Origin of the sequence: Spongiactinospora sp. TRM90649, assembly GCF_029382225.1 — a bacterium.
Classification (GTDB): Bacteria; Actinomycetota; Actinomycetes; order Streptosporangiales; family Streptosporangiaceae; genus Spongiactinospora.
Window position 1 is genome coordinate 79,538 of sequence record NZ_JARLTC010000009.1, and the last position, 26,555, is coordinate 106,092.

Annotated in this window: 24 protein-coding genes; 10 read left to right on the plus strand and 14 right to left on the minus strand. The window is 69.7% G+C overall.

The window, feature by feature from the left end; translation table 11 throughout:
* Positions 1 to 771: 771 nt before the first annotated feature.
* The 3 genes from P3X83_RS12895 to P3X83_RS12905 are packed head-to-tail and all read right to left on the minus strand — an operon-like array spanning position 772 to position 3,137.
* The gene (locus P3X83_RS12895; protein WP_277305243.1) at positions 772 to 1,746 is read right to left on the minus strand and encodes a Gfo/Idh/MocA family oxidoreductase; all 975 of its coding nucleotides are present in this window, start codon (positions 1,744 to 1,746) and stop codon (positions 772 to 774) included.
* Between the two features lie 5 nt (positions 1,747 to 1,751).
* Positions 1,752 to 2,057: an NDP-hexose 2,3-dehydratase family protein gene (locus tag P3X83_RS12900; RefSeq protein ID WP_277305244.1), complete on the minus strand. Its 306-nt coding sequence runs from the start codon at positions 2,055 to 2,057 to the stop codon at positions 1,752 to 1,754.
* Positions 2,058 to 2,096: 39 nt separating this feature from the next.
* Positions 2,097 to 3,137, minus strand: coding sequence for a GDP-mannose 4,6-dehydratase (locus tag P3X83_RS12905; RefSeq protein ID WP_277305425.1), 1,041 nt, complete (start codon positions 3,135 to 3,137; stop codon positions 2,097 to 2,099).
* A gap of 321 nt (positions 3,138 to 3,458) precedes the next feature.
* On the opposite strand from P3X83_RS12905, the gene P3X83_RS12910 reads away from it, so the two are divergent.
* The 4 genes from P3X83_RS12910 to P3X83_RS12925 all read left to right on the plus strand — a co-directional run bounded on the left by P3X83_RS12910 (position 3,459) and on the right by P3X83_RS12925 (position 6,856).
* Complete coding sequence (locus P3X83_RS12910; RefSeq protein WP_277305245.1) at positions 3,459 to 3,869, plus strand: hypothetical protein; 411 nt, start codon at positions 3,459 to 3,461, stop codon at positions 3,867 to 3,869.
* On the plus strand, positions 3,866 to 4,561 hold the full coding sequence (locus tag P3X83_RS12915; protein WP_277305246.1) for a hypothetical protein: 696 nt from the start codon (positions 3,866 to 3,868) through the stop codon (positions 4,559 to 4,561). Before P3X83_RS12910 ends, P3X83_RS12915 begins: the two co-directional genes overlap by 4 nt.
* Complete coding sequence (locus P3X83_RS12920) at positions 4,558 to 5,787, plus strand: class I SAM-dependent methyltransferase (RefSeq protein ID WP_277305247.1); 1,230 nt, start codon at positions 4,558 to 4,560, stop codon at positions 5,785 to 5,787. The genes P3X83_RS12915 and P3X83_RS12920 overlap by 4 nt, the downstream gene beginning before the upstream one ends.
* 223 nt (positions 5,788 to 6,010) lie before the next feature.
* Positions 6,011 to 6,856, plus strand: a complete 846-nt coding sequence (locus P3X83_RS12925) for an RNA methyltransferase (RefSeq protein WP_277305248.1) — start codon at positions 6,011 to 6,013, stop codon at positions 6,854 to 6,856.
* Here P3X83_RS12925 and P3X83_RS12930 read toward each other — a convergent pair.
* The 3 genes from P3X83_RS12930 to P3X83_RS12940 are packed head-to-tail and all read right to left on the minus strand — an operon-like array spanning position 6,822 to position 9,505.
* Positions 6,822 to 7,592 (minus strand): rRNA methyltransferase, encoded by a 771-nt coding sequence (locus P3X83_RS12930; RefSeq protein WP_277305249.1) that lies wholly within the window; start codon positions 7,590 to 7,592, stop codon positions 6,822 to 6,824. The genes P3X83_RS12925 and P3X83_RS12930 overlap by 35 nt on opposite strands.
* A gap of 31 nt (positions 7,593 to 7,623) precedes the next feature.
* A complete protein-coding gene (locus P3X83_RS12935; RefSeq protein ID WP_277305250.1) occupies positions 7,624 to 8,655 on the minus strand; it encodes a methyltransferase in 1,032 nt (343 codons plus the stop codon).
* Between the two features lie 4 nt (positions 8,656 to 8,659).
* Positions 8,660 to 9,505: a phytanoyl-CoA dioxygenase gene (locus P3X83_RS12940; protein WP_277305251.1), complete on the minus strand. Its 846-nt coding sequence runs from the start codon at positions 9,503 to 9,505 to the stop codon at positions 8,660 to 8,662.
* Positions 9,506 to 9,605: 100 nt separating this feature from the next.
* Between P3X83_RS12940 and P3X83_RS12945 the strand changes: the two genes are divergently transcribed.
* Positions 9,606 to 9,893: a hypothetical protein gene (locus P3X83_RS12945; RefSeq protein WP_277305252.1), complete on the plus strand. Its 288-nt coding sequence runs from the start codon at positions 9,606 to 9,608 to the stop codon at positions 9,891 to 9,893.
* A gap of 115 nt (positions 9,894 to 10,008) precedes the next feature.
* Here the strand turns inward: P3X83_RS12945 and P3X83_RS12950 are convergent, their stop codons facing one another.
* The 3 genes from P3X83_RS12950 to P3X83_RS12960 all read right to left on the minus strand — a co-directional run bounded on the left by P3X83_RS12950 (position 10,009) and on the right by P3X83_RS12960 (position 13,425).
* Entirely contained in the window at positions 10,009 to 11,469 is a 1,461-nt protein-coding gene (locus tag P3X83_RS12950) for a serine hydrolase domain-containing protein (RefSeq protein WP_277305253.1), read from the minus strand.
* 136 nt (positions 11,470 to 11,605) lie between these two features.
* Positions 11,606 to 12,268, minus strand: a complete 663-nt coding sequence (locus P3X83_RS12955; RefSeq protein WP_277305254.1) for a response regulator transcription factor — start codon at positions 12,266 to 12,268, stop codon at positions 11,606 to 11,608.
* The gene (locus tag P3X83_RS12960) at positions 12,265 to 13,425 is read right to left on the minus strand and encodes a histidine kinase (protein ID WP_277305255.1); all 1,161 of its coding nucleotides are present in this window, start codon (positions 13,423 to 13,425) and stop codon (positions 12,265 to 12,267) included. The genes P3X83_RS12955 and P3X83_RS12960 overlap by 4 nt, the downstream gene beginning before the upstream one ends.
* A gap of 190 nt (positions 13,426 to 13,615) precedes the next feature.
* Here P3X83_RS12960 and P3X83_RS12965 point away from each other — a divergent pair, with 190 nt between their 5' ends.
* On the plus strand, positions 13,616 to 14,083 hold the full coding sequence (locus P3X83_RS12965; protein ID WP_277305256.1) for a hypothetical protein: 468 nt from the start codon (positions 13,616 to 13,618) through the stop codon (positions 14,081 to 14,083).
* Between the two features lie 58 nt (positions 14,084 to 14,141).
* Here P3X83_RS12965 and P3X83_RS12970 read toward each other — a convergent pair whose 3' ends face one another.
* The 5 genes from P3X83_RS12970 to P3X83_RS12990 are packed head-to-tail and all read right to left on the minus strand — an operon-like array spanning position 14,142 to position 22,437.
* The gene (locus P3X83_RS12970; RefSeq protein ID WP_277305257.1) at positions 14,142 to 15,137 is read right to left on the minus strand and encodes an aldo/keto reductase; all 996 of its coding nucleotides are present in this window, start codon (positions 15,135 to 15,137) and stop codon (positions 14,142 to 14,144) included.
* Complete coding sequence (locus P3X83_RS12975; protein ID WP_277305258.1) at positions 15,138 to 16,889, minus strand: CocE/NonD family hydrolase; 1,752 nt, start codon at positions 16,887 to 16,889, stop codon at positions 15,138 to 15,140.
* Positions 16,882 to 19,479, minus strand: a complete 2,598-nt coding sequence (locus P3X83_RS12980; protein ID WP_277305259.1) for a N,N-dimethylformamidase beta subunit family domain-containing protein — start codon at positions 19,477 to 19,479, stop codon at positions 16,882 to 16,884. The genes P3X83_RS12975 and P3X83_RS12980 overlap by 8 nt, the downstream gene beginning before the upstream one ends.
* A 57-nt stretch (positions 19,480 to 19,536) precedes the next feature.
* Complete coding sequence (locus P3X83_RS12985) at positions 19,537 to 20,433, minus strand: helix-turn-helix transcriptional regulator (protein ID WP_277305260.1); 897 nt, start codon at positions 20,431 to 20,433, stop codon at positions 19,537 to 19,539.
* 36 nt (positions 20,434 to 20,469) lie between these two features.
* The gene (locus P3X83_RS12990; RefSeq protein ID WP_277305261.1) at positions 20,470 to 22,437 is read right to left on the minus strand and encodes an ABC transporter ATP-binding protein; all 1,968 of its coding nucleotides are present in this window, start codon (positions 22,435 to 22,437) and stop codon (positions 20,470 to 20,472) included.
* Between the two features lie 258 nt (positions 22,438 to 22,695).
* On the opposite strand from P3X83_RS12990, the gene P3X83_RS12995 reads away from it, so the two are divergent.
* The 4 genes from P3X83_RS12995 to P3X83_RS13010 are packed head-to-tail and all read left to right on the plus strand — an operon-like array spanning position 22,696 to position 26,517.
* Positions 22,696 to 24,300, plus strand: coding sequence for an ABC transporter substrate-binding protein (locus P3X83_RS12995; RefSeq protein ID WP_277305262.1), 1,605 nt, complete (start codon positions 22,696 to 22,698; stop codon positions 24,298 to 24,300).
* A 6-nt stretch (positions 24,301 to 24,306) separates the two neighbouring features.
* Positions 24,307 to 25,251: an ABC transporter permease gene (locus P3X83_RS13000; protein WP_277305263.1), complete on the plus strand. Its 945-nt coding sequence runs from the start codon at positions 24,307 to 24,309 to the stop codon at positions 25,249 to 25,251.
* On the plus strand, positions 25,248 to 26,144 hold the full coding sequence (locus P3X83_RS13005; RefSeq protein ID WP_277305264.1) for an ABC transporter permease: 897 nt from the start codon (positions 25,248 to 25,250) through the stop codon (positions 26,142 to 26,144). The genes P3X83_RS13000 and P3X83_RS13005 overlap by 4 nt, the downstream gene beginning before the upstream one ends.
* 31 nt (positions 26,145 to 26,175) lie before the next feature.
* Entirely contained in the window at positions 26,176 to 26,517 is a 342-nt protein-coding gene (locus tag P3X83_RS13010) for a DUF2218 domain-containing protein (protein WP_277305265.1), read from the plus strand.
* Positions 26,518 to 26,555: the final 38 nt, after the last annotated feature.

Genomic DNA, 26,555 nt, shown 5'->3' on the forward strand with positions numbered 1-26,555 from the left:
GGCCAGCCGCTTGGGACGCTCCCTCTCGCCGGCCCCGCAGCCGGGCGGTATCGGGGCACGCCTTCCCACGTACCACACGAAAGCAGCAGATCAGGCTCACGTCGTCTCCATGCCGGACACCGCCTGGCCAATAGGCGGGCACCCGCCAGGCTCGTTTCTGGACCAAAATCAAACCCGGTTTTGATGTCGTCCTTATATGTTTCGACACGTCAACAGCCATAGTCTTCCTGATCCCCATATGACACATCAGGTGCGCCTTTCCCACTCGCTCACCACCACGGTCTTCAGCCAATGCAGGAGTGGGTGGTTTGACATCTCCCCCCGCAGGGAAACGCCGAAGGGCCTTCCTTCATCTTTCACGCAGCACCGCGTCCAGAAGCTCTGCCTACCACCTGCTCCCTTCATCGTTCGTGGCACACCATTTCGCATACCCCCGCTTTTGGATGTCCGAATCACCTGGGGGTCCTTCGCCCTGCGGACGGCTTTCCCGTCCTCCCTGGCCGGTCGTGACTCCGGCGACTACTACGCCCCCTCCGTCGCCCCAGGGTTCGCACTCCGTAGGCGATCCCACGTTCGTCGCCGCTGTACGTCCGAGCGTGACGTAGGCGTCCCACTCATCTCCTTCAATGCCTTTTCGGCGTCGTAGACCACCCGCGCTCGCCCCATCCGCGCTGCCCGCGCACCCCTGGCGTCCCAGGACACACCTGTGCCACCGAGCAGGACGATATGCCCTCCGCTCAGCTGTGTCTCCTGATCGGTTCGCGGAGCGAACTAAGCCTGCGCCCGATCCCTGATCTGGTCGACCAGCTGCGCCTGAACACGGATCGCCACCTCCGCTTCGGCGGGCTGCTCCGAAGTGCTCACAGCGCGGAGGAACGCGCGGAGGGTGGTGGCGAACTGGTCCTCGGGCGGCAGGGTCAGCTCCCGCACCTCGTCCTGGCGCTCCAGCCTGATCACCGGATGCCAGGTCGGCGGAGGCGTGTAGGCGCGGTCGACGAAGATCCGCCCCCTGCTGCCCCACAACGCGTAATCGCAGCGGTAGCCATGCTCGAACCCGAAGGCGACATGAGCCGTCCTGCCGTCGGGCGTACGCAGCAACACGTCGCCCGACACGTCGACGCCGCACTCCGGATCCTGCTTCAGCGTCGCGCCGACCACTTCGAGATCGGGGCCGAGGAAGCGCTGGGCCGTGCTGAGCGGGTACACGCCGACGTCGAGCAGTGCGCCGCCGCCCAGGTCTGGCCGGTATCGGATGTCCTTCGGGCTGAGCGGGGGGAAGCCGAAGGCGGCGCTGAGCATGCGCAGTTCACCGACCTCCCCACCGGACACCAGGTCCTGGACGGCGGTGTGCAGGCCGTGCCGGAGAGATGTGAGGTTCTCCATCAGCGTCAGCCCGCGTGACCCGGCCAGCTCCAAAACCTCGACCGTGTCGACGTGTCGCGTGGTGAGCGGCTTCTCCACGAGCACGTGCTTGCCGGCGTTCAGCGTCCTGACGATCCACTCTCGATGGAGTCCGGCGGGCAGCGGGATGTAGACGGCGTCGATGTCCGGCCGTTCCAGGAGCGCCCGGTAGTCCTCCATGGCCTGGCCGCCGAATCGGTCGGCGAACACCTTGGCCTTGGCCATGTCCCTGGCCGCGACGGCCACCAGTTCGACCGCGGGCTCACACTGGATCATCGGTAGGGTGCGGCGCCAGGCGATGTCGGCGCAGCCCAGCAGGCCGAGCCTGAGCGGATGCGTGGACACGACGCTCACCACAGACTGTGCAGGCAGGTCAGCAGGCTGCGTGCCTCGGCGTTGACGTAGTAGCCGTGCCGCAGCAGGGTGGTGAGCTGGTGGGCGGTGACCCAGCAGAAGTCCACCGGCACCTCCAGCGGGAAGTCCTCGTCGGCTTCCACCAGCAGGTAGCGGTTCTGCGGGTGATGGAACCCGCTGCCCTCCTCGGCGAGGACGGTGTCGTACAGGATCCGCTCGGCGGAGACGCCCAGCACGTGGTCGAGGAAGATCGGCGGGCCGCCGGGATGGAGGTGCTGGCTATCCAGATCTGCTGAGGTCATCACGTGTCCTTACGTCTTCGAGCCGTCCGGCACGAGGGCTCACCACAACGAGGCCACCTCGGGCGCCTTGGTGCCGAGGTCGTGGCGCGAGTCCCACAGCAGCCGCAGATCGCTGTCCACCATCATGGCGACCAGCTCCTCGAAGGAGACGGCGGGCTTCCAGCCGAGCTTCTCCCCCGCCTTGGCCGGATCGGCGCACAGCTGGTCGACCTCGGCCGGACGCAGCAGCGAGGGGTCCACCACCACGTGCTCGCGCCAGTCCAGGCCGACGTGGGCGAAGGCCGACGCGACCAGCTCTTTCACGCTGTGCGTGACGCCGGTGCCCAGCACGAAGTCCTCTGGCTCGTCCCGCGCCAGCATCAGTGCCATGCCCCGCACGTAGTCCCCGGCGAACCCCCAGTCGCGTTCCGCGTCCAGGTTGCCCAGTTGCAGGGTGTCCCGCAGGCCGAGCTTGATGGCGGCCACGCCGAGCGACACCTTCCGCGTCACGAACTCGGCGCCGCGCACCGGCGACTCGTGGTTGAACAGAATGCCGGAGACCGCGAACATGCCGTACGACTCACGGTAGTTCTGCACCGTGTAATGGCCGAACGTCTTCGCGACGCCGTATGGGCTACGCGGGTGAAACGGCGTGAGCTCGTTCTGCGGGGTCTCCCTGGTCTTTCCGAACATCTCCGACGAGGACGCCTGGTAAAAGCGCGGCTGCCCCGGCCCCGGAGCCTGGGAGTCGGTCACCCCGCTGACGATCCTGAGCGCTTCCAGAACACGGAGAACGCCCATCCCCGTGATCTCCGCCGTGGTCGCCGCCTGCTGCCACGAGATGGGGACATAGGACAGCGCGCCGAGGTTGTAGACCTCGATCGGCTGCACCTGCTCGATCGACGCGATCAGACTCGGCTGGTCCAGCAGGTCACCGCTGACGAGCCTGACCTCCGGATTGGGCCGCTTCTTCCCACGGGTGGCAGGCGGCGCCTGGCCCCGTATCATCCCGAATACCTCATAACCGGCGGCAAGAAGGTGCTCAGCGAGATAAGTGCCGTCTTGGCCGGTAATCCCAGTGATCAGTGCGCGCTTAGTCAGGATAATCTCCAGCCATGAGGCCATCCGCGCGAGGTATCGCCTTGCGCGGACGGTCAACTGTCATCCAGCCATAGTTGAAACGGACGCGTTGCCCTTATCGCGCTTCACGATACGCAACATTCTTTCCAACATCACGAATCGGCAAAACAGTGTAGTGAATCTACTAGTGAGCGCCGCCGGCACCTGGCGCGTCTGCCCTGGACAGGCGCCGTCACGGCCGACCGGCGCCAAAATCTAGCATTTCCCTCAGCTCCAATGCCGCCGTGGCACGTTAGCCTCGGTTACTCCTGCGCCCGGAGGAACGACCTGAGTGGAGGTCGCATGAAAATCGAAGTCCTCAAACCGTCCTGCAACTTGGATACCATCAGAGATGGGCGCGGCGGCATTTTCACGTGGGTGCCGCCCGACCCCATCCTGGAATTCAACATGCTGCACATGCACCCTGGAAAGGTGCGTGGCCTGCACTACCATCCGCACTTTGTCGAATACCTGCTCTTCGTCGAGGGCGAGGGCGTGCTGGTCACCAAGGACGACCCCGACGACCCGAAGTGCCCCGAGGAGTTCATCCACGTCGCCCGTGGGGTGTGCACCAGGACGCCGAGCGGAGTCATGCATGCCGTACACGCCATCTCGTCGCTGACGTTCATCGCCATGCTCACCAAGCCGTGGGACGAGTGTGACCCGCCGCTGGTGCAGGTCGAGCCCCTGCCGCACACCTTGGAGCGCGTGTGAGAGTCGCCGTCGCCGGCGGGCGCGGCTTCGTCGGATCGGCCATCGTCCGCGCCCTCGGCGGCGCGGCCGTACCCGTCTATCGTGAGAACTACGAGGAGGCACGCCGCAGCGGCCCGTTCGACGTGCTGGTCAACGCGGCCTGCCCGTCCCGCCGCTACTGGGCGCGCCACCACCCCGAGGACGACCACCGCGAGACGGTGGCCAAGACCAAGGCGTTCCTGCGCGACTGGGAGTGGAAGAGCTTTGTCCAGATCAGCACCATCTCCGCGCGCACCCAGCTGGACACCCCCTACGGCCGGCACCGGGCCGAGGCCGAGGAGCTCTGCGCGGGCCGGCTCATCGTCCGCCTGGGCCCCATGTACGGCACCGGCTACAAGAAGGGCGTCCTGCAGGACATGATCGGCGACCGGCCGGTCTACGCGGCAGGGTCATCACAGCAGAGCTTCGCACCGGTCGACTGGTGCGGCCGGTGGGTGGCTGAGCATCTCGACTCCGAGGGGCTGTGGGAAGTGGGCGCGCGGACGACGATCACCTTGAGGGAGATCAGGGACGCCGTCGGCTCGCGCTCCACCTTCGACAGCGACTGGGTCGATGACCAGTTCCCCGTGGTCACCGGCCCCGAGGTCGACTGGCCGGACGCCTCGGACGTGGTCTCCTGGCTCAAAGAGCACAGCCGTCCTGGAGAATCATGACAAGTCAACCGCACATGACGGTCATCGACTGCTGCCGCATCTGCGACAACACCGAACTGCTGCCCGTACTCGACCTGGGCGCGCAGGCCCTCACCGGCGTCTTCCCGCGCACCCTCGACGAGCCTGTGCCGCAGGTCCCGCTGGAGCTGGTGGTCTGCTCGCCGAGCGGCTGCGGGCTGGTGCAGCTGCGCCACACCACGGACTTCGGTCTCATGTACGGCGAGCGCTACGGCTACCGGTCAGGTCTGAACCGTTCCATGGTCGAGCACCTGCGCGGCAAGGTCGCTGCCATCATGGACATGGTCGAGCTCGGCGCCGGCGACCTGGTGGTGGACATCGGCAGCAACGACGGCACCCTGTTGTCGGCCTACCCCGTCGGCGGCCCCACCCTGGTCGGCGTGGATCCCGCGGCCTCCGCCTTCGCCGAGTTCTACCCCCCGCACGTCGAGCGGATCACCGACTTCTTCTCCCGCGACCTGCTCGGCGGGCGCCGCGCCAAAGTCGTCACCTGCATCGCGATGTTCTACGACCTGCCACGGCCGCTGGACTTCATGCGCGATGTGCGGGAACTGCTGACTGACGACGGCATCTGGATCATCGAGCAGAGCTACCTGCCCGCGATGCTCCGCGCCACCGCCTACGACGTGGTTTGCCACGAACACCTGGACTACTACGCGCTGCGCCAGATCGAGTGGATGGCCGAGCGCGCAGGGCTGAAGGTCCTGGACGCCGAACTGAACGCGGTCTATGGCGGAAGCCTCTCGGTCGTCCTGGCCAGGCATACGACCGGTTCCCAGGTCAACGAAGCGGCCCTGGCAGCCATCCGCAGCGGAGAAGAGGATCTCCCACTCGCCTCGTTCGCGCGGCGAACCGTGGAGCACCGCGACCGGCTGCTCGACTTCCTCGCCGAGTCGCGGAAGAACGGCCTGCTCACCCTCGGATACGGCGCCTCGACGAAAGGCAACGTGATCCTGCAGTACTGCGGGCTCGGCGAGGCCGACCTACCCTGCATCGCTGAGGTGAACCAGGACAAGTTCGGCTGCTACACCCCTGCCACTGGCATCCCGATCGTCTCCGAGGAGGAGGCCAGGGCACGCCACCCCGACCAGTTCCTGGTCCTCCCGTGGATCTACAGGGAGCCGATGATCGCCCGCGAGCGCGACTTCCTGCGCTCAGGTGGGAAGCTGGTCTTCCCCCTGCCCGAACTGGAGGTGGTGACCGCGTAGGGCACCCGATTCCCGGCATCAGCAGCCGGCAAGCGAATCGTCGGCGACCCACATCAAGCAGCGCCCACGCCGAAACAGTGGGCGACGACAATCCAGCAGCGACCATCTATTCCGGCCGGCCGGCGGAGGCACTGTCTTCAGCAGGACACGATGCTCATCCGCCAGACGGCCGCCAACCAGCGAGTCCGCCCTGCGGCGACCCGCTACGACTGATAGGACACAGGTGCCGGCGGTTCAGCGAATCACCACGCGCAATGCTCGGTTCCAGCAGTGGGAGTCCCTGCTCACCAACCGCAACAAGCGGACCCGAGCCCGCGAATTCCTGGTCCAGGGAGTCCGTCCGATCTCGCTCGCGGTGGAGTACGGCTGGCCCGTCCACGCGCTCATCTACGACGGGCAGCGGAACCCGTCGAAGTGGCTGGAGGAGCTGCTGCACGCCGTGCGGGGCGACCGGATCGCGATGGCTCCCGAGATGCTGGCGGACCTGGGTGAGAAGAACGAGGCGCCGCCCGAGGCCGTCGCCGTCGTCGGAATGCCCGCCGACGACCTCGGTCGCATCGCGGTCGGGGACGACTTCCTGGGCGTCGTGTTCGACCGCCCGACGAGCCCCGGAAACATCGGCAGCATCATCCGCTCAGCCGACGCCCTGGGCGCGCACGGGCTGATCGTGGCGGGTCACGCGGCCGACGTGTACGACCCGAAATCGGTCAGGGCGAGCACGGGCTCGTTGTTCTCCCTGCCCGCGGTCCGGGTGCCGGCGCCGGGCGACGTGGTCGGCTGGGTGGCCGCGCAGCGTGACCGCGGCAAGCCGATCGTCGTGGTGGGCACCGACGAGCACGGCGACTGCGACGTCTTCAGCTTCGACTTCACCCAGCCGACGCTCCTGCTGGTCGGCAACGAGACCAGCGGGCTCAGCAGCGCATGGCGCGAGGCGTGCGACACGATGGTGAGCATCCCCATGGTCGGAGCCGCGAGTTCGCTGAACGCCGCGAACGCGGCCACCGCCATCCTTTATGAGGCGGCCCGGCAGCGGATCACCGTGACGAGGACCGGCGGCCGGCCACAGTGAGGTCGGCGGCGGCGAAGAAGGCGACGGCTCTGGTGCCGATCCGCAGTGACTGACGCGGGCGGACGCCCGCCCCCGCGGGCACGCGGCGGCCGCGGACGGCCACGGCGACCACCGTGTGCGGGGGCAGGACCTCCCCCAGCGCCGCCATCATCGCCGGCAGGTTCTTGTCCTGATGACTTCCCTGCCAGCTGGTCTGCTCGTCATAGGGCGGATCGGTGAGCACGATGTCCGGCTCTTCGCCGTCGATCGCCGCGGCCAGCTGGGCGGGGTCGAAGACGTCGGCCGGCCGGAGCAGGTGGTGGGGCACCGGGCCGCCGCTCGCGGCCAGCCGGCGGGCCAGCCGCTCCGCCGCCTCGGCGGCCAGCGCGTAGCCGGGTTTCCCGAAGCGTTCCGCCCGGTCTGCCAGTTCTGCCGCCCTGTCCCGCAGGCCGGTCTCGGTCAGCAGGTTCAGGTTGGCCCGTGCCGTACCCAGTGCGTCCTCGGAGAGGTCGGAGGCCAGCAGCGTCTTGACGCGCGGGCGGTGGAGCAGGGCCAGCACGGTCAGCAGGTAGCCGCTCCCGCAGCAGGGGTCCCACACCACGGCCGGATCCGCGCCACCGCGCAGGGCCAGGGCGCGCTGGAAGATCTCGGCGGCGAGCCGTACCGGGAAGGCGGGCATGCCGGGGGCGGAGTGGAGGACGGAGCCGCTGGCGAGGTCGCTGTAATCCACCCGCGCCGTCTCGTACAGGTATGCCAATCTGCCCGTCCTTGTCGCCGAGGCCCCCAGATTACCCCGGCCGCGCCTCGATCCAGCAGAAGCCGGTTGGCGGCAACGGCTCGATCCCGGTCAGGGTGAGGCCGCCGCCGGCGCACAGCCGCTCGAAGTCGGCGCGGGTCCGCTCCAGGCCGTGGCCGTTGACGAGCAAGTTGAGGTCGTTGAGGTAGGTGAGCGGATTCGCCCCCGGCGGCACCGCGTCGGGAAGAACGTGTTCGATCATCAGGATTCGCCCGTGGGGGGCGACGCTCTGCCCGCAGTGCCGCAGGATCGTCCCCGCCCGGTGGTCGTCCCAGCCGTGCACGATGCTCTTGAGCAGGTAGAGGTCGGCGCCGCCGGGTACGCCGGCGAAGAAGTCGCCGGTCTCGACCACACAGCGTTCCGCCACCGCCGCTCTGTCAAGGGTCTGCTTCGCCGCCGACGCGCCCGCGACGCTGTCGTAGACCACTCCCCGCAGCCCCGGGTACGCCCGCAGCACGGCGGAGATCAGCGTGCCGTCTCCACCGCCCACGTCCACGACGGTCTCGAACCTGCTGAAGTCATAGCCTTTCGCGACCGTTTCGGCCACGCTCAGCGTGCCCTGGCTCATCGCGGCGTTGTACAGCTGCGACAGTTCGGGGTGGTCGGCCAGATAGCCGAAGAAGTCTGCCTTGAACGTCTCCTCGAAGGCGGGGCTGCCGGCGCGCAGGCTGAACTCCAGGTTCTGCCAGGCGGTCAGCATGACGGGCTCAGTGATCAGCCGGGCGAGCGCGTACATCGACCCGGGCCGGTCGGCTCGTAGGAGCTCCCCCACCTGGGCGACGCCGAACCGGCCCGGACTCGCCTCCGTCAGGACCTCCAGCGCGACCAGCGCGCGCAGCAGCCGGAGCATCGTGCTCTCGCGCATGCCGTACACGGCTGCGAGGTCGCCCGCGCCGCGCTCGCCGTCGCCGATCGCGTCGGGCAGCTTGAGCCGCGCCGCCAGGCCCACCACCTGCGTGGCCATGCCGCCGAAGACGAGCCGCACCAGGCTCTGCCACGGGGGGGTTTTCGTCCGCTCTTCCATGGCGTTAGCTCTCTTCCTCACGGCCCAGGCCGAGGCGGATCGCACGCTCGACCGGCGAACACCCTCCGTCCGCCCGGTCGAGGTCCAACTCCCCGACCGGCAGCAGCGACGGCTGGGCCATGAACCGTGGGCGCAGGCCCGTGTTCGAGATGGGCGTGTGCACCAGGAACGGATGGCAGAGGTAGGCATCGCCCGCCTCGCCCGTGGCCGACGCGAGCGGCCTCTCCACACCCACCCCCGCCGCCTCCAGGTACGTCCCCTCCGGGCCGTACGGCGCGAGCAGCGGCGGCACGTCCAGATGGGAACCGACGCGCAGGAGCGTCGGCGCGTCACGCTCGCCGGTGTCGGTGTAGAGCAGGAGCAGCAGCAACGACCGGCCCCGCGAGGTCACGTTGCAGCGAAGGATCTCGTCGTAGTTGGGCGGCACGAGCGCCAGTTCGCCCTCCCAGTTCAGCGCGTTCGCCGCCTCCGCCTCGGCCGTCAGGAAACTGGCGTCGATGTGCCAGCCGTAGTCCTCGGCCTCCTCCGGTGGCTTCGTCCGCGGGAAGCGCACCGGAAACGTGCCGACTTTCTCGATGGGCATCCACCGTCCGGGCCCGACCAGCTGATCGAAGGCGGCGTGCAGTTCCGGGGTGTTGGCGCTGCGCACGAACGGCTCGGCGTCCTGGAGTCCCAGTCTGACCACTTCTCTGGTCCACGTCGCCGGGTCATCCGGATCCATGCCGAGCTGCTCCCACAGGAGGCCGCACGCCTCGGCGGCAAGGTCTTTGGGGAACGCACCCTCCACCTTGACGAATCCATCCTGGACGAATTCTTCGACCTGCTCGTCTGTCAGTAACCGGGCACTCATCGCGCTCCTTACGGGAGAGGAAATACCCCCGCTCGTTTATATCCGCGGAAACGGTGCCAGGTGAGGGGTGGCGCCAATAACTAGAATTTTCCTCAGACGTGTGTTCTGTGGTCGAACGACCCCCTCACCAGGGGCGATGGGCCCGGTGGCCGAGTGCCTGCGGATCATTGCCGACGCTCCCGAGGTGGTCGGAACGGTGGCCGGGCCAGTGGTCGCCCGGCTCAGATATCGCACCAGTGACGTGAAGCTCACGGCCGAACGGATCTCGGAAGGCATCGAGGTGGAGCTGGAGGCCCGCCGGGTCAGGTCGCTGGACGCCGAACAGGCCCGAGCCTGGACCAAGCAGATCGAGGCCGCCCTGAACGCCGACCGGCCCCAGGGCCCCTGACCGCGCAAACATGCCGGGACATGCCTGAACATCTCCTGGTCGGTGACTTCGACATCCGTGTGCACGGGCATGGTGTCCACGCCGATGCGTTGGAACACGCCCGGACCCGCGAGTCCTATTCCCGGGTGTCGTTCATGCCGAGCTCCGTCGAATGCGGCGCCGGGCCGCGGCTGCGGCCGGGGTTCTGGGTTGGGGTCGGGTGGGTGGGGCGGTGGTAGTGCCAGAGGCGGCGGGTGAGGGCGGCTGACCCGAGTAGGGCGCAGGTGAGGGAGAAGAGGGCCAGCAGGGGAAGGAGCCAGGCGGTGACGATCCAGTACTGGAGGTTGAACGATCCCCAGATGAAGGTCGGTAGCAGCGCGCCCAGGACGGTTACCAGGGCGAGGGGGGTGAGGCGCAGGGTCAGCATCGGGCGGCGGGCCGGGCGGCGGCGGGTGGCCCAGTGGCGGGATCGGGCGATCGCGGTGAGGAGCAGGGCGGCTGTGACCGCTGTGAGGCCGAGGAGGATCGCGTTTACGGGATTCAGTGGGTTGCTCATCGGTGTCGCCGGGGCTCCGAGGAGGTTGGCGGACAGGAGGCTGGGGTCGCCGCCGCTGTTGGTGAGGACGAGGGCGGCCATGCCGGTCTTGGGAGAGAAGACCATGTCGCCGGTCCACGTCGCCAGGGTCCCGCCGTGGCCGATCCCTGACACGGGGGCGGGGCGGGACTGCCAGCCGAGGGCGTAGTCGCCGGCTTTCGGCTGGGGGGTGTGCGACTCGGTCAGGGAGCGGGCGCTCAGCAGGTCCACCCCCAAGGTGCCCTGGTTGAAGCGCAGCCATCGCACCATGTCGTCCAGGGTCGAGATCACGCCGCCGTTGCCGACGCACATCCCCGGCATCTCCGGGGCCGCGACGGCGAGCCCGAGAACGACCTCATAACCGGACGGCAGGCCCTCGGCACCATCGGAGCACCCGAGCGTCGAGCTGGTGTCGCTCATGCCCAGCGGGGTGAACAGTTCGGTGTGGAGGAAGGCGTCGAAGGACTTCCCGGACACCACCTCGACGATCCTCGCCGCGATCGAGTAGTTGGTGTTGTGGTACTCGGAGCGGGTGCCCGGGGCGGCGGCGAGGGTCTTGTCGGCCAGTCTGGCCACGATCTCCCGCGCGCCGCGCGGAGGCGGGAACACGTACTCGTTGTTCGTGCTGTTCGACAGGCCCGAGGTGTGGCTGAGGATCTGGCGCACGGTGATCGCGGTGAAGCGGGGGTCGGCCAGCCTGAACTCGGGCAGGACCTTGACGACCGGGTCGTCCAGGGAGACGCGGTCACGGTCGACCAGCAGCATGACCGCGGCGGCCGTCATCGACTTGCTCATCGACGCGATCCGGAACCGGGTCCGAGGCGTCACGGCGTTGCCGTCCCCGTCCCGGCCGCGGACGATCGTCTCGACCGACGATCCGTCGATCACGGCCGCCGCGACGCCCGGCGTGCCGTAGACGGAGCGGTAGTCGTCGACCAGCCCTTCGCCGGTGGCGTGGGCGGGTGCCGTCCAGACGAGCGGCAGGGCGGCGAGCACGCCGCCGAGGACGATGAGGCAGGTCACGGGAGAGAAGCGGAGACTGCGGAGACTGCGGAGACTGCGGAGACTTGGGAGACGCACGACGTCGAACGTAGGCGGGGCGCCACCAGGGGACATCACCCTAAGGGGTGAGCCGGGGGCACCCGGCAGGATGGAATTCTCAGTCGGGCAGGTCGCCGCGACCGACAAGTCCGTTCTCGTACGCGTGGATCACCGCGTGCACGCGGTCGCGCAGGCCCAGCTTCTGCAGGACGGCACGGACGTGCGACTTCACGGTGTTCTCGCTCAGCACCAGTTCGGCGCGGATCTCGTTGTTGGACCTGCCTCGGGCGAGCAGGCCGAAGATCTCGACCTCGCGCGGGGTGAGTCCGTCCAGGGCGCCCGTCCTTCGCGTGGGCACCTGCCGGATGAGATCGAGGATCGTCGCGGCCACCCCCGGGGCCAGCGCCGACGTTCCGGAGGCGACGTCGCACACGGCCTGGGCGAGGGCGGCGGGGCGGACGTCCTTGGTCAGGTAGCCGCTGGCGCCGGCTCGGATCGCGGCCACGACCAGTTCGTCGTCGTCGAACGTCGTCAGCATGAGCACCCGGGTCGCGGGTGCGATCCTGACGATCTCCGCCGTGGCGGCGACTCCGTCCATGCGCGGCATGCGGATGTCCATCAGGACCACGTCCAGGCGGTGCCGCCGGACGACCTCGATCGCGTCGGCGCCGTTCGCGACGTCGTGGGTGACCTCGATGCGTTCGTCGGCCGACAGGACCGTGCGGAGCGAGACCCGCAGCAGCTCCTGGTCGTCGACGAGCATGACACGGATGCCGGTCACGCTCCCTCCTTGGTGGGGAGCCGCGCCCGCAGCGTCCATCCGTCGTCCCCGTCGTCGATCGACAGGGTGCCGCCCGCGGTACGCACACGTTCCTCGATTCCCATCAGGCCGGTCCCCTGGCCGCCGGCGGCGCGGCGCGCCCTGCCGCCGTTGTCGCGCACTTCCACCACCGCCTCGCCCGGGGTCCAGCGCAGGCGGACGGTCACCTCGACCGGTGGTTCGAGGTGGCGCAGCGCGTTGGTGATGCCCTCTTGCACGGTACGGACGGCCGCGACCTCGGCGCTCAGGCTCAGTGGCCGTCGCTCGCCCGCCTCCGCGAAGGTGACCGCGTGGAGTGGGCTCGCCGCGGAGGCCACGAGGTCGGGGAGGGCGTCCAGCGAGATCGGGACCTCTACCGGCCGGGAGTCGGCACGCGGACCCACGGTGGCCAGCATCGCTCGCAGGCCCTGGTGGGCGTCCCGGCCGGTCTCGGCGATGGCGCCGAGTTCGCGGCGGGTCGCCGGATCCGCCGTCGTCACCGCCGTGGCCTCGATCCGCGCGACCATGACGGTGACCGTGTGGGCGATCACGTCGTGCAGGTCGCGGCGGATGCCGGCCCGTTCGTCCGCGACCGCCGCGGCCAGTCGTTCGCTCTCGGCTCGCCGGGCGGCCTCGTGCCTGCGGCATACCAGCACGGCCGCGAGCCACACGCCGCCGACCACGAGCATCAGCAGCCCGCCCTCGACGAAGCGGGTCCACCCGGGTTCGCCGGGCGGGAGCCGGTCCCACGCCACCAGCTCGGTGAGGACGATCCCGAGCGCGGCGACGGCCAGCGCGACCACCGAGGACCTGACCGAGACCCGGGTGGTCAGCCGCCACAAGGTCAGGGGGAAGCACACGGCCGAGGGCAGCATGGTGGGTGACCAGCTCAGGAAGGGCGTCGTCACCAGGACGAGCATGCCGGCCGCACCGAGCGCGTAGCCCGCCCAGGGCCGTCGATGGGCCGCCGCCACTCCCCCATGGAGCAGGACGGCGGCGCCCGCCATGGCGGTGAGCTGCCACAGGTCCGCGCCGAGCTGCCGGACGCCCACGAGGGTGAGCACCGTCAGGAGTGCCAGGACCACGTGGGTCACCACCATCGTCGCCGGCCAGGTGGTCCGGCGAGGGGAGGCTGTCACGGGCGTCGCCTCCGGTGGTCTTGTGGGGTGGTGGCCCTGCCTGGCCTGACGTGCCACAGGATAGCCAGCGGCGTGCGGGCCGAGCCACGTGACAGCGTGTCTGACCCGAGTGGCTTTCCGGGTTGTCGGGACTTCCGAAGACTGGGAGATGGATCCGCCGCCGGGTGGGTTCTGGGGCTTAGGGAGACGCATGGGCAAGTACGATCACCTGTTCATCGAGCGCATGCTCGAATGTGGCGATGACCTCGTGAACGAGGGGGCCGCGGCGGGAGGGGAGCGGCCGGCCAACATCAGCAGTCCGTTCGGGCTGATGCGCGGGATCGATGTCGATCTCAGCAAGGTGCACATGGCCTACAGCTGGATCAACCCGACGTCGGAGAAGGTGCACTGGGTCAACGACCACGAGCACACCTACGACGAGGTGCTGATGTGGATGGGCAGCGACCCGGACAACCTGCACGACCTGGGGGCGGAGCTGTACCTCGACATCGAGGGTGAGCGGCACACCGTGACGACCACGGGCGCGGTGTGGATTCCGGCGGGGACGCGGCACTGTCCGCTGGGGTTCAACTACGTCAACCGGTCGTTCAGCTTCATCGCGCTTTCGCTGAACCCGGAGTACTCGTCGGATGAGAACGTTCCCCCGGGGCATAGCTGAGGGGGTAAAGAGGCACGGGCCGGGCGGAACCTCGTTCCGCCCGGCCCGCTTTGCGGTATTAGAGCGGTTCTCCTGGCAGCGGGCCGTGGCCGGCGCCGGTCTCGTTCACGACTGTTGTGATCTCTTTCAGGTCCTCGGCGGTGAGGGGCAGGGCGGAGGCGTCGAGCCAGCCGTCGACCTGGCCGGACGTGCGGGCGCCGACGATGGCGGCGGTGACTCCGGGGATGGTGGTGGTCCAGGCGGTGGCGAGCGACGCCACTGAGGTGCCGTGACGCTCGGCGAGGGGGCGCAGCGCGTCCTGGAGGGCGAGGTTGCGTTCGAGCTGGGGGGATCGGAACTCTGAGGCGCGGGAGCGCCAGTCGTCGCCGGGCAGGGCGGCGGCGCGTTCGGCGGTGAAGGTGCCGGACAGCAGGCCGGACGCCATGGGGCTGTAGACGATCACACCGGTGTCATGGGCGGCGCACCAGGGGATGACGTCGGCGGCGGCGTCGCGGTGGATGAGTGACAGGGGTGGTTGCAGGGAGGCGACGTGCCCGACCGCCTCGCAGCGGTCCAGCAGCTCGACGCCGAAGTTGGACACCCCGGCGTGCCGGACCTTGCCCGCCTCGACCAGTTCGAGCACCGCGCCCCAGGATTCCTCGATCGGCGGCCCGTTCGGGTCGGGGGCGTGGATCTGGTACAGGTCGATCCGGTCGATGCCCAGGCGGCGCAGTGAGTCGTCGCATTCGCGCCTGATCGATTCGGGGGTGAGGTCGTTGCTCTCGACGCCGTGCTCGTCCCAGACGAGCCCGCACTTGGTGAAGATCAGCGGGCGGTCGGCCGGGGGCAGGGCGGACAGAGCCCGTCCGACCACTTCCTCGGCGTGCCCGAATCCGTAGACCGCGGCGGTGTCGATCCAGTTGACGCCGCGGGCGACGGCGTGGTGGATCGCGGCGATCGACTCGTCGTCGGACTGGGTGCCCCAGCCCATCAGGCCCGGGCCGCCGACGGCCCAGCTTCCGAAGCCGACCGTGGTGATCGCCATACCGGTGCTGCCCAGCTCGCGCGTGCGCACTCAGGGCTCCTTTCTGTAGGGCCGGGCCGCGTCGGGTGCGACGACCGGCAGGATGAGCCGCGACAGGTACGGCCCGGCGTGGTGAACGCTCTGCATGGCGCTGGTCACCTCGGCGGAAGTGCCGGGGAGTTCGCCGGTGTTGGGGTTGCGATCGAAGTGCGGGAAGTTGCTGCTCGACACCTCCAGCCGGATGCGGTGCCCGGGCTGGAAGACGTTGCTCGTGGCGCCGAGGTCGATCCGGTACTCGACCACCTCGCCCGGGGTCAGCGGCCGGGGGTCGCTCGTCGAGTCGCGGTAGCGTGCCCGGATGATGCCGTCGGCGAGGTTGCGCGCGTAGCCGCACGGGCCGACGTCGACGAGCTTGGCGGTCCAGTCGGTGTCGGGCGCGGTGGTGGCGGCGTGCAGCACGACCGTGACGGGGCCGGTGACGTCGAGGGGCTCGGTGAGCGGTTCCGAGGTGTAGACGAGGACGTCGGGGCGGGCCTCGATCGGGCGCTGGTCGAACACGCCGCCCCGGGTGTGGACGGGGTTGCAGCACAGCGCGCCGCCGAGGGTGGGCACGGGGTCGCGCGGGTCGTAGAGGAAGGTGTCCGGGGGCTGGGCGGGGGCCGGCTGGTCGCGGCGCAGCTCGCCGTCGCCGTGCAGGGTGTTCGCGCGTCCGCCGCTGTGCAGATGCCAGTCCTGGTATTCGGTGCCGGGCAGCGGCCAGGAGTCGGCCACCCGCCACTCGTCGGCGCCCATGGTGAACAGCAGCACGGGGGGTTCGCCGGCGATGCCGTCGTCGCCGTCGCGCAGCCAGGTGTCGAACCAGCGGAGCTGCATGCCGTCGGCGTCGATGGCGGGGCCGGTGGCCCGGCCGCCGAAGTTCCATTCGCCGACGGGGTTGCCGCTGAAGAGGCCGGCGTGCGGCCAGGGCCCGATGAGCAGCCGCTGCCGGTCGCGCGCGGCGGCGGGGCCCTGGGCGCGCATGCCGGCGAAGTTGGCGAGCGTGCCGCCGAGGAAGGTGTCGTACCAGCCGCCCAGGTTGAACGCGGCGACGTTGATCTCGGAGTAGGCCCGTGAGACGTCGAGCCGTTCCCAGAACACGTCGTAGCGGGGGTGGCGCAGCCATTCCCGGTAGTACGGCGCGACGCCGTCCAGGTACGGGTGGTCGTCGAGGGGCAGGACGGCCGCCGTGTCGGGCAGCCGGTCCGCGGCGTCGACCAGCGCGGCGCGGATCTCGGCGGGGACGGACGGGTCGCGGGCCGCGTTGTGGGCGGCGAGCGAGAGCGTCCAGTCCAGGCTGAAGCTGAGCTGGAACGCCCCGCCCCGGTACACCCAGCCGTGGTGGTAGCTCGACGCGGTGACGTTGGGCGCGATGGCCTTGAGCGCCGGGTGTCCCGACATCGCCGCCTGCCACTGGGTGACACCGTCGTAGGAGCCGCCGAACATGCCGACGTTGCCGTCGCACCAGGGTTGGGCGGCGATCCAGTCGACCGAGTCGTAGCCGTCCTCCAGTTCGTTGACGAACGGGGTGAACGTGCCTTCCGACGCGCCGCGCCCCCGGACGTCCTGCATGACGACGGCGTATCCGGCCGAGGCGGCGCGCAGCGCGAACGTGCCGTACATGCCGAGGCTCGTGCGGTCGTAGGGGGTGCGGAACACCAGGGCGGGGCAGCGTTGGCCGGTCGGCCGGTACACGTCCGCGCGCAGGATCACGCCGTCGCGCATGTGGACGGCCAGCATGCGGTCCACGATGATCGACTCAGACATCGGCGGCCGGCCAGTGGTCGATGACGTTGCGGGTGACGCGGGACAGCCCGTTGTCGTAGCCGTTCGCCGAGAGCCCCTTGCTGTAGGCGATCGAGCCGGTGGAGAAGACCGAGCCGCCGCCGCGGGTGCGGAAGTAGACCATGTCGGAGCGGACGTGGGGGTTCTCCGTGGCCCCCTGGCCCGGGTTCGTGCCGCCGAGCTCCTCGACCACGAACTGGTAGCCGTCGCCGAGCCCTTCCGAGGTGGCGATGACGAGGGCGTCCGGTGGGCTGCCGAGCGCGGGGTCGTAGCGGTCGATCTCGTCGCCAACGGCGCCGCCGTCGATCAGGGCGAGGTCGCCGAACACCTCCGGCACTCCGTCGAGCAGCTTCCGCGCCACCTCGTCTTCGTGGTCGGGGCCGGCGCGGTAGCGTCCGGACGGCCCGCCGCCCTGCGCGCTGAACCCGACCCCGAACAGCTTCTGGGGCGGGCGGTTGCGGCCCGCCCACAGCCCGCCGCGCTCGCCGGTGGTCGCGTGGTGTTCCTCGCCGGGCCGGGCCTGCCAGCTACGGGTGCCGCTCAGGCCGCGGCGCAGCTCCATCACGTGTGGCAGCTCGGGGTGGAAGGAGACCACCCAGTAGTAGCCGTTGCCGCCGATGTAGGCGAGGTTGCCGCCGCCGTCGACGTAGGACTCGATGGCGTCGAGCATCCGCGCGGAGGCGTACTCCGGGTGCGACCCGGTGATCACCCCACGGTAGCGGCGCAGCAGGTCGGCTCCCTCCGCGTGCAGGTCATGGTCGGTGATCACGTCGAACGAGTACCCGAGCTCGGTGAGCCAGTCCAGGATGTACAGGTCGCTGGCCAGCATGAACGGCGAGAGGTGGATGCGGTAGCCGGGCGCGAGCGTGAGGATGGGCCGCCGCCAGGACGAGTAGGACACTCCACTGCCGTCGGTGTGGCTGGCGTAGAGGGAGTGGCCGAGGTCGTAGCGCTGTTCGAGGAAGGCGGTGCCCTGCGGGACGACCGGCACGTAGCCGAGGCCGCGCTCGTTCGCGTACGCCAGGTAGGTGGCGGTGGGCAGCAGCAGCGCGATGTCGCCGGTCGCGGTCCCCGCCGGGGCGCGGACGACGAACGGGATCGCCCGCTCGCACGAGCCGTCGGTGGCCGCCACCCGCAGCGCGTACACGCCGCTGGGCAGGCCGTCGGGGACGGTGAGCTCGTGACTGGGCTCCCAGCCGCTGTCGGCGAGTTCGTCGTCGTGGAAGTGGATGGCCCCGTAGCCGCGCGGGTCGTAGGCGTAGTGGTCGGCATCGCCGGTGTAGTGCCGCCCGGTCACGCCGCGCACCGGCATGTTGACCAGGCGGCCGTCCAGCTCGGGACGGCCGACGCAGGGCACGCTCAGGGACGCGGCGGTGTGGGCGCCCTCGGGCGTGCCGAACCACCACCGCAGGGGGGCCTCGGGGGCGTCCGGCGCGTCGGACACGGCGGCGACCAGCGCGTCGCGGTCGAGTGCGCGCTGCCACAGGCGAGGACTTTCGATCTTGCCGTTGTAGTGGCCCGAGTCGGGGGTGAGCGCCGCGAACAGCAGCTCGCCGCCGTCGGCGGGCGCGAGCGGGGCCTCGGCGCGGCCCTCGGCGACCTGCGGGCGGTCGTCCACGACCACCGGGCTGAGCAGGCTGTTGACGCTGTTGACCAGCGGGCGGACGGCCAGCACGACCCGCCCGGTCGCCGGGTCGTAGCTCGCGCCCACGCCGTGCCAGAGGCGGAGCGCGAGCGGGGTCTCGATCCGCGTCGCGGTCTCTCCCGACCCGTCACCGAGCCAGAGGGTCAGCCGACCCTCCTCGTCCAGGCCGAGCGCGTAGCCGCGCGGGGTGTCGCCGTCGCCCCAGCGGGCCACGATCGCCTGCCGGACGCCGGTGACACAGGTCGGGTGGACGTAGGCGACGACGGCGAACCCGTCGAGGCCCGTCGTGGCGCCCCCCGGGTCGGGGACGGCGATGTGCGAGCCGATCCGGGTGGTCTGCGCCCGGCCCTGGTGGTCGCCCTGCCACACGTCCGGGACCGTCTCGACGCGGACGCCGGGCCCGGCCGGGTTGTCGTCCACGTGCCGTAGCCGCACCAGCTCCGTCGTGTACCGTTCGACGCCCTCCGCGCTGATCATGAACGCGACGGGGTCGCCGGGAGCGGCGCTGACCCGGTCGGCGTACCCGAGCAGGGCCGGGCCTTCGACGCTCAGGTCCGGGCCGTCGACGGTGTCGGCGGGCGGCTCGCCCCACCCCAGCACCTCGTGCAGCTCACGGCGCAGGCACGCCTCGCGCGCCTCGTCGAGGCTGGTGAAACGGCGCCGGGCGGCGAGCCGGTACGGCGCGCCACGGCTGGCGGGCTGCCTGGCCAGGCACCACTCCTCACCGGGCACGGATTCGTACACGGTGACGCGTTCCGCCGGCGGTCTGCGGCCGAGGAACCGCAGCACCCAGGAGAACGGCTCACGATGGCCGACGTCGGGGTCACGTATCCAAGCCTTGATCAATTCTTCGGTGACAAGGGAACGTAGCTGCTCGGCGCGGCGCTCGCCGAACCGTTCCTGGATCTTTGCGGTAGAGGAGTCCATATCGCGAAATTAAGCAGTGTGTGGTGGTGCGGGGAGTGACTCAGGTCGGCAGCTTTGTCACTGAGCGGAGACGGCCACCGTGCCGCCTCGGCGGAACTCGCCCGGGCTCATGCCGACCTCGCGTTTGAAGAACCGCCCGAAGTACGACGGGTTGTCGAAGGACAGCCGCTGGGAGACCTGGGCGATGGTGAGGTCGGTGTGCGTGAGCAGCCGTTTCGCCTCGACCGTCAGCGCCGTGCGGATGATCTCGGCCGGGGTCTTGCCGGTCGTGCGCCGCACCACGTCCGCCAGGTGCTTGGGCGTGATGCCGATGCGGTCGGCGTATCCGCGCACGGTCTGCTCGTTGAGCAGCTCGTCGCTCACCAGGCGCAAGTAACGCCTGGCCAGCGCGGTGCTGCGGTCCTCGACCATGCTGGTGCTGGAGTCGTTGTGCAGCCGCCGCATCTCGACCAGCAGGATGTGCAGGTACGCCTGCAGCACCGAGGCGTCCGCGCCGCCGGGCCGCCGGTACTCGCGGTACAGGGCGGTGAACAGCCCCATGATCGGCTCGATCTGGTCGTCGTGGAGGTGCAGGGCCCGCCCGATGCCGAGCGGGTCGAGCGTCAGCGACTGGCGCGGCGAGACGCGGTCGCCGTACTGGGCCGCCAGGAACTCTTCGAGGAAGACGACCACGAATCCCTCGATCGGCGTGCGGCGCTCCCAGAACTGCACCTGCCCCGGCGCCACGAAGTACAGCGTCACCGGGTTCAGCTCGTACGGGACGAAGTCGATGACCTGGGTGCCGGACCCGCTGGTCACGCAGACCATCTCGTAGAACTCGTGGCGGTGCGGGAACGACGCGTACGACCAGGGCGCGAGCTCGTCGAACGAGCCGATCGCGAAGCCTGGCGGGCCGGACGCGATCATGGGGTCGTCGAAGCGATGCGTCGGTAGGAAGGCTCGCTCGGGATGCACGGTGTCTGCTCCTGTCGCGGGTACGGCGTCTGTCACTCAGGCGAATCCGGTGGGCGCCCCGCTCTCCGGCGCGGTGGCCTCGGCGGGGAGGCCGGGATTCGCGGCGAGCAGGGTGCGCGTGTAGTCGTGTTCAGGCGCGCCGGTGATCGTGTCCGGTGGCGCGACCTCGATCAGCCTGCCGTCCTTCATGACGCCGACGCGGTCGGCGATCGACAGGACCAGGCTCAGGTTGTGGGTGATGAACAGGTAGGCGAGATCGCGTTCCCTGCGCAGTTCCAGCAGCAGGTTCATCACCTGGCCCTGCACCGAGACGTCCAGGGCCGAGGTGGGCTCGTCGGCCACGATGAGCTTCGGCTCGGGGGCGATCGCGCGGGCGATGGCGACCCGCTGCCGCTGGCCGCCGGAGATCTGCGCCGGGATCCTGTCGATGATCGACGCGGGCAGCCCGACCTCGTCCAGCAGCTCCTCCACGCGCCGCCGCAGCGCGGGCCCGCGCAGGTCGGTCAGCGCGCGCAGCGGCTCGGCGATGATCCGGCCGACGGTGTGCCGGGGGTCGAGCGAGCCCTGCGGGTCCTGGAAGATCAGTTGCACGTCGCGGCGGAAGGCGCGCGCGTCGCCCTCCAGGCCGCGCGCGGTGTGCCGTCGGCCCGCGAACGTGATGACGCCGTCGGTGGGATCGTCCAGGGCGGCGACGAGCTGCCCGAGCGTGGTCTTGCCGCTGCCGGACTCGCCGACCAGGCCGAAGAACTCCCCCGGTCTGATCGACAGGCTCACGCCGTCGACCGCGGCGTGCTCCTCGCGACGGCGGAGGCCGAGCAGGGCTCCTCGGCGGCGTCCGCGGGCGGTGTACGTGCGGCGCACGTTCTCGATCACCAGCAGCGGCCCGGCGTCGGCGGCGGCGGCAGTGGAGTCGGCGGCGACGGCGTCGACCGCGGGCTGCGGGGCCGTCGGGAACGGCAGCGACACCGGCCCGCTTCCGGGGTTCCAGCAGGCGACCTGCCCCTGCCCTTTCCCTTGCCCGGGCCCGTCCACGACGGCCAGCGGCGGCTCGTTCTTGCCGCAGTCGTCGACGGCGTGGCCGCAGCGGGGGCCGAACCGGCAGCCGGGAAGCTCCTCGGCCGGCCCTGGCACCGAACCGCCGATCGTCGGCAGGCCGTCCGGACGGCGCACGCCGATCCTCGGCACGCACTCGACCAGCGCGCGGGTGTAGCGGTGCCGGGGGGAGGCGAGCACCTCCGCCGCCGGGCCGACCTCGACCAGCCGGCCGGCGTACATCACCGCGATCCGGTCGGCGATCTCGGCGGCGACGCCCATGTCGTGCGTGATGAAGACGCAGGACATCTGGTGCTCGCGCTGCACGGTGCGGAACAGGCGCAGGATCTCGGCCTGGGTGGTGACGTCGAGGGCCGTGGTGGGCTCGTCGGCGAGCAGCAGGTCGGGGCCGGAGATCAGCGCCATGGCGATCATCACGCGCTGCTGCATGCCGCCGGAGAGCTGGTGGGGGTAGAGGTCGGCGATCCGCTCGGGGTCGTCGAAGCCCATCTCGCGCAGCAGCTCGTACGCCCGGTTGCGGGCCTTCCCCCGCAGGTCGGCCCGGGGGGATGCGCCGGTGCGTTGACCAGAGGGGTGACCAGAGGGGTGACCAGAGGGGTGATAGGCCTCGACGAGCTGGGCGCCGATGCGCTGCGTCGGGTTGAGCGAGTCGAGCGCCTCCTGGAAGACGATGCCGATCCGGCGTCCGCGGAAGGAGCGCATCTGCTCGCGGGTCAGCGCGACGAGGTCGACGTCGTCCAGGCGGACCTCGCCGGTGGTGCGGACCGGCGCGACGAACTCCAGCAACCGGATGATCGACAGGGCCGTCACCGTCTTACCGCTGCCGGACTCCCCCACGACGCACAGCGTCTGGCCGGCCTCAAGGCTCAACGAGAGCTCGTGGACGAGCTGTACGCCGTCCTCGCCATTGAGCACACCGACCGAGAGCCGATCGATCTCCAGTAGTGACACGTGCGTCATCCCTTCAGGCGCCCGGCGTGACACACCGCCGGACGATCCTCCGTCCAGGATCCCCGCAGGACAAGAGATTCCCGCGGATCCGTGTCAACTGTGCAGTCTCAGTCAAGCGGCGACCGGAAGTGGCAAGGAGGCCCGTGGTGAGGTTCGCGTGAGTGACAGAACTGCCGTCGTCGACGCCTACTCGGGCCCTGTTCGCGGCGGCTAGCTTGAGCGGCCAAATTCGCCGACAAAAAGGCGCGAGGAGCCACGATGAACCTCCATAAATCCCGCAACCCGAAGGCCGTCGTCGCCGTCGCCCTGTTGAGTTTAGTGCTGTCGGCGTGTGCCTCCCGCGCGGGTGGACCGGCTGGGAGCACCGAGAGCGCGGACGCCGGCGCGCCCGTCAAGGGCGGCAACATCACCGTGCGGCTGGCGCAGGATCCCGGGTCGCTGGACTCGGTCGTGAACGGCAACGTGGGCACCACCTACGTCAGCCACGAGATCTTCGAGCAGTTGGTGACCATCGACGCGAACTACCGGCCGCAGCCGGTGCTCGCCGAATCGTTCGAGAAGGGCGACGACGGGCTCACGTACACGTTCAAGCTGCGCACGGGCCTGCAGTTCTCCGACGGATCCCCGCTGGAGGCATCCGACGTGGTGGCCTCGCTGAACTACTGGATCAAGGACGGCAGCTACGCGGCGTCGCTGAAGCCGGTGCTCAAGGAGATCGACTCCCCCGACGACACGACCGTCGTCGTCACGCTGAAGTCGCCGTTCGACCTCGTCGCGCTGATGGCGTCGAGCCACGGCTCGTTCATCCGCCGCGCGGCCGACATCGACGCCAAGGGCCCCACCGGCATCCCCAACGACAAGATCGTCGGCACCGGCCCGTACAAGGTCAAGTCCTGGACGCAGGGCGAGCAGATCGTGCTCGAACGCAACGACAAGTACAAGCCGCCGAAGGGCCCCTCCAGCGGGTACGCGGGCGCCAAGCGGGCGTTCCTCGACACGATCACCTACCAGGTCGTCGCCGACCAGGACGCCGTGCTGAACGGGCTGAGGACCGGCATCCTGGACGTCGCGGAGCCGTCCAACCCGCAGTACGACCTGATCAAGCAGGACCAGAGCCTGAAGGTCGCGGTCGAGGGCGGCGGCACGATCCAGTTCGTGTCGCTCAACCACAACTCCGGCTCGATCTTCTCCAAGGCCGAGGCACGTGACGCACTGAACCTGGTCACCGACAAGAAGGCGATCATGGCGGCGCAGGGCGTTCCGGACCTGGTGTCGCCCAGCAACGGCGCCTTCGCCACGTCGACCAACAAGGCGATGTACTCCGAGGCGGGCAAGGCCAAGTGGGAGCAGCACGACCCCGAGCAGGCCAAGCAGTTGTTCGCCCAGGCCGGACTCAAGCCGGGCCAGACCATCCGCATGATCACGACCGACGAGTTCCCGCAGTTCAAGGACGCGCTGATCGTCATCCAGAACGACCTCAAGAAGATCGGCATCAAGTCGAGCATCGAGAGCTACGACTTCGCCACGCTGATCGGCAAGAAGAACAACGAGCCGAACGGCTGGGACGTCCTCGCCCTGATGGACGACGCCAACCCGCCGGTGCCGGCCTACACCGACAACGTGAAGAACCTGGACAACTCCGGATACCCGCGCGACCGGCTCGACCCCCTGCTGGACACCTACAACCGGGCGAAGACCCCCGAGGAGCAGCGGGCGGCGATCGACGCGGTGCAGAAGTTCACCTCCGAGAACCTGCCGACGATCGCGCTGTACGCCTCCAAGAACTACGTCGCCTACAACCCGAAGATCCAGGGTTACAACGGCTGGGGGATGGAGTTCACCGATGTCTGGCTGAGGAAGTAGAGGCGCATGCTGCTCGTCGTCCTGCGGCGCCTCCGCGACCTGGTCGTCGTGCTGGCCGTCGTCGGCACGTTCCTGTTCTTCCTGCTGCGGTCGATCCCCGGCGACCCGGCCCAGGTCCTGCTGGGCCTGAAGGCCTCGCCGGAACAGCTCGCCCGGCTGCACGAGGAACTGGGCCTGACCGGACCGCTGTATGAGCAGTACCTCCACTGGGTCGGCAACGTGCTGACCGGCGACTTCGGCACGTCCATCAAGTATCAGGCGCCGGTGCTCGACATGATCGCCGGCCATATCGCACCGACGCTCACGCTCGCCGTCGCCAGCACGGTCATCAGCTTCCTGCTGACCGTGCTGGTCATCGGCTGGGTCACCGTGTCGCCGCACAGCCGGCTGGCACGGGGCGTCAACCGGGTCGCGCAGTTCGGCCTCGCGCTGCCGGAGTTCTGGCTCGCGCTGCTGGCCGTCTACCTGTTCGCGCTGGCGCTCGGCTGGTTCCCGACCAGCGGCTACACCCCGCTGTTCGCCGACCCGGTGACGTCGGTCCCGCAACTCGTGCTGCCGGTCGCGGTGCTCGTGGTGGGGCAGACGGCGTTCTTCACCATCACCATGGAGGAGAGCGTGCTCGGCGAGCTGACCCAGCTCTACCTGCGCACCGCGCGGGCCAAGGGGATCACCGAGCGGCGCATCGCGCTGCGGCACGTGCTGCCGAACTCGATGCTGCCGGTGCTGACCACCGTCGGGCTGAACTTCGCGTCGCTGATCGGCGGGGTGGTCGTCATCGAGAGCATCTTCGTCATCCCCGGGCTCGGCACGATGCTGCTCGGGGCCGTGTACGCGCGTGACTTCCCGCTCATCCAGGGCGGGGTCATGTTCATCGCGTTCCTCTTCGTGCTGGTGAACCTGCTGGTGGACCTCACCTACTCGCTGGTCGACCCCAAGGTGCGTGTCTCGTGACGACGGTCACCGGCGAGACGGCCGCGGCGGCGCGGCGGCCGTCGTTCGCGCGCCGCAACCCGGCGCTGGTGGTGTCCGGCGGGCTGATCGGCCTGATCATCGCGCTGGTCGTGGTGCTGCCGTTCTTCCTGCCGGACCCGGAGGCCATCGACCCGGTGCAGCGGCTGCTGCCGCCGTCCTTGGATCATCCGATGGGGACCGACCGGTACGGCCGGGACCTGTTCAGCCGCTGGGCGTCCGCCGGGCGGGTGTCCATCGGGATGACCTTGCTGATCACCCTCTGCTCGGTCTCCCTCGGCACGTTCATCGGCCTGGTGGCGGGCTACTTCGCCCGCGTCGGCCGGGTGATCATGCGCGTGGTGGACGCGTGGATGGCGTTCCCGTCGATCATCCTGGCGATCGTGTTCGGTGTCGTCATCGGCCCGGGCATGATGAGCGAGCTGATCGCGGTGACGATCATCTTCACGCCGTACACCGCGCGGATCATCCGCAGCCGCGTGCTGGGGCTCGCGACCCGCACGTACGTCAAGGCGGCGCGGGTCTCCGGGCTGGGGCCGTGGCAGACCCTGGCCGTGCACATCCTGCCGAACACGCTGCCGCTCGCGGTGGTGCAGTGCGTGCTGCTTTCGGCGGGGGCGATGCTGATCGACGGAGCGCTGAGCTTCCTCGGACTCGGCATCTCACCGCCCACGGCGACGTGGGGCAACATGGTCGCGGACGGGCGGGTGTACCTTCAGGAACATCCCACCATGGTGCTTTTTCCCGGGCTGGCGATCGCCCTGTTCGTCTTCCTGCTGAACGTCGCGGGAGCGAGCCTGCGCACGTTCGTCGACCCCCGGGCGAAGCTGCTCTTCGCCCAGCTACGGCGACGCGGCAACGCCCGGCGCCCCTGATGTGAGCACTGACACGAGAAAGGTGAGAAGAGTGTCACGCACGACGAGCACGGCGACGGTCACGACCGACCGCCCGAGCCGGTACGGCAAGCAGTTGGTGAACCACCTCGGCCGCCACCAGGGCGGGGAGTGGTCGGAGGAGTCCGACTCGGGCTGGATCGTGCTCGGCGCGGGCCGTACCGAGGTCACCTGCGCCGACGGGGCCCTTGAGCTGCGGCTCGACGGCGACGCCGACGACATGCCCGGGCTGGAGGACGTCGTGGGACGTCACCTGGTCCGCTTCGGCGCGAAGGACGAGCTGGTCGTCCGCTGGATCCGCGCCGACAGCACTCCCGGAACCGAGCAGGGCGTCAGCGCGCCGCCGACGGACTGACCGCAGGCGAGACGGCCGCGCTCCCCCCTGCCAGCGGG

Coding starts and splice junctions, on each gene's coding strand:
- P3X83_RS12900 (WP_277305244.1), bottom strand. CDS start 2,057: ATGACCTCAGCAGATCTGGATAGCCAGCACCTCCATCCCGGCGGCCCG.
- P3X83_RS12995 (WP_277305262.1), top strand. CDS start 22,696: ATGAACCTCCATAAATCCCGCAACCCGAAGGCCGTCGTCGCCGTCGCC.
- P3X83_RS12980 (WP_277305259.1), bottom strand. CDS start 19,479: ATGGACTCCTCTACCGCAAAGATCCAGGAACGGTTCGGCGAGCGCCGC.
- P3X83_RS12940 (WP_277305251.1), bottom strand. CDS start 9,505: ATGAGTGCCCGGTTACTGACAGACGAGCAGGTCGAAGAATTCGTCCAG.
- P3X83_RS12935 (WP_277305250.1), bottom strand. CDS start 8,655: ATGGAAGAGCGGACGAAAACCCCCCCGTGGCAGAGCCTGGTGCGGCTC.
- P3X83_RS12910 (WP_277305245.1), top strand. CDS start 3,459: ATGAAAATCGAAGTCCTCAAACCGTCCTGCAACTTGGATACCATCAGA.
- P3X83_RS12920 (WP_277305247.1), top strand. CDS start 4,558: ATGACAAGTCAACCGCACATGACGGTCATCGACTGCTGCCGCATCTGC.
- P3X83_RS12975 (WP_277305258.1), bottom strand. CDS start 16,889: ATGTCTGAGTCGATCATCGTGGACCGCATGCTGGCCGTCCACATGCGC.
- P3X83_RS12965 (WP_277305256.1), top strand. CDS start 13,616: ATGGGCAAGTACGATCACCTGTTCATCGAGCGCATGCTCGAATGTGGC.
- P3X83_RS13000 (WP_277305263.1), top strand. CDS start 24,307: ATGCTGCTCGTCGTCCTGCGGCGCCTCCGCGACCTGGTCGTCGTGCTG.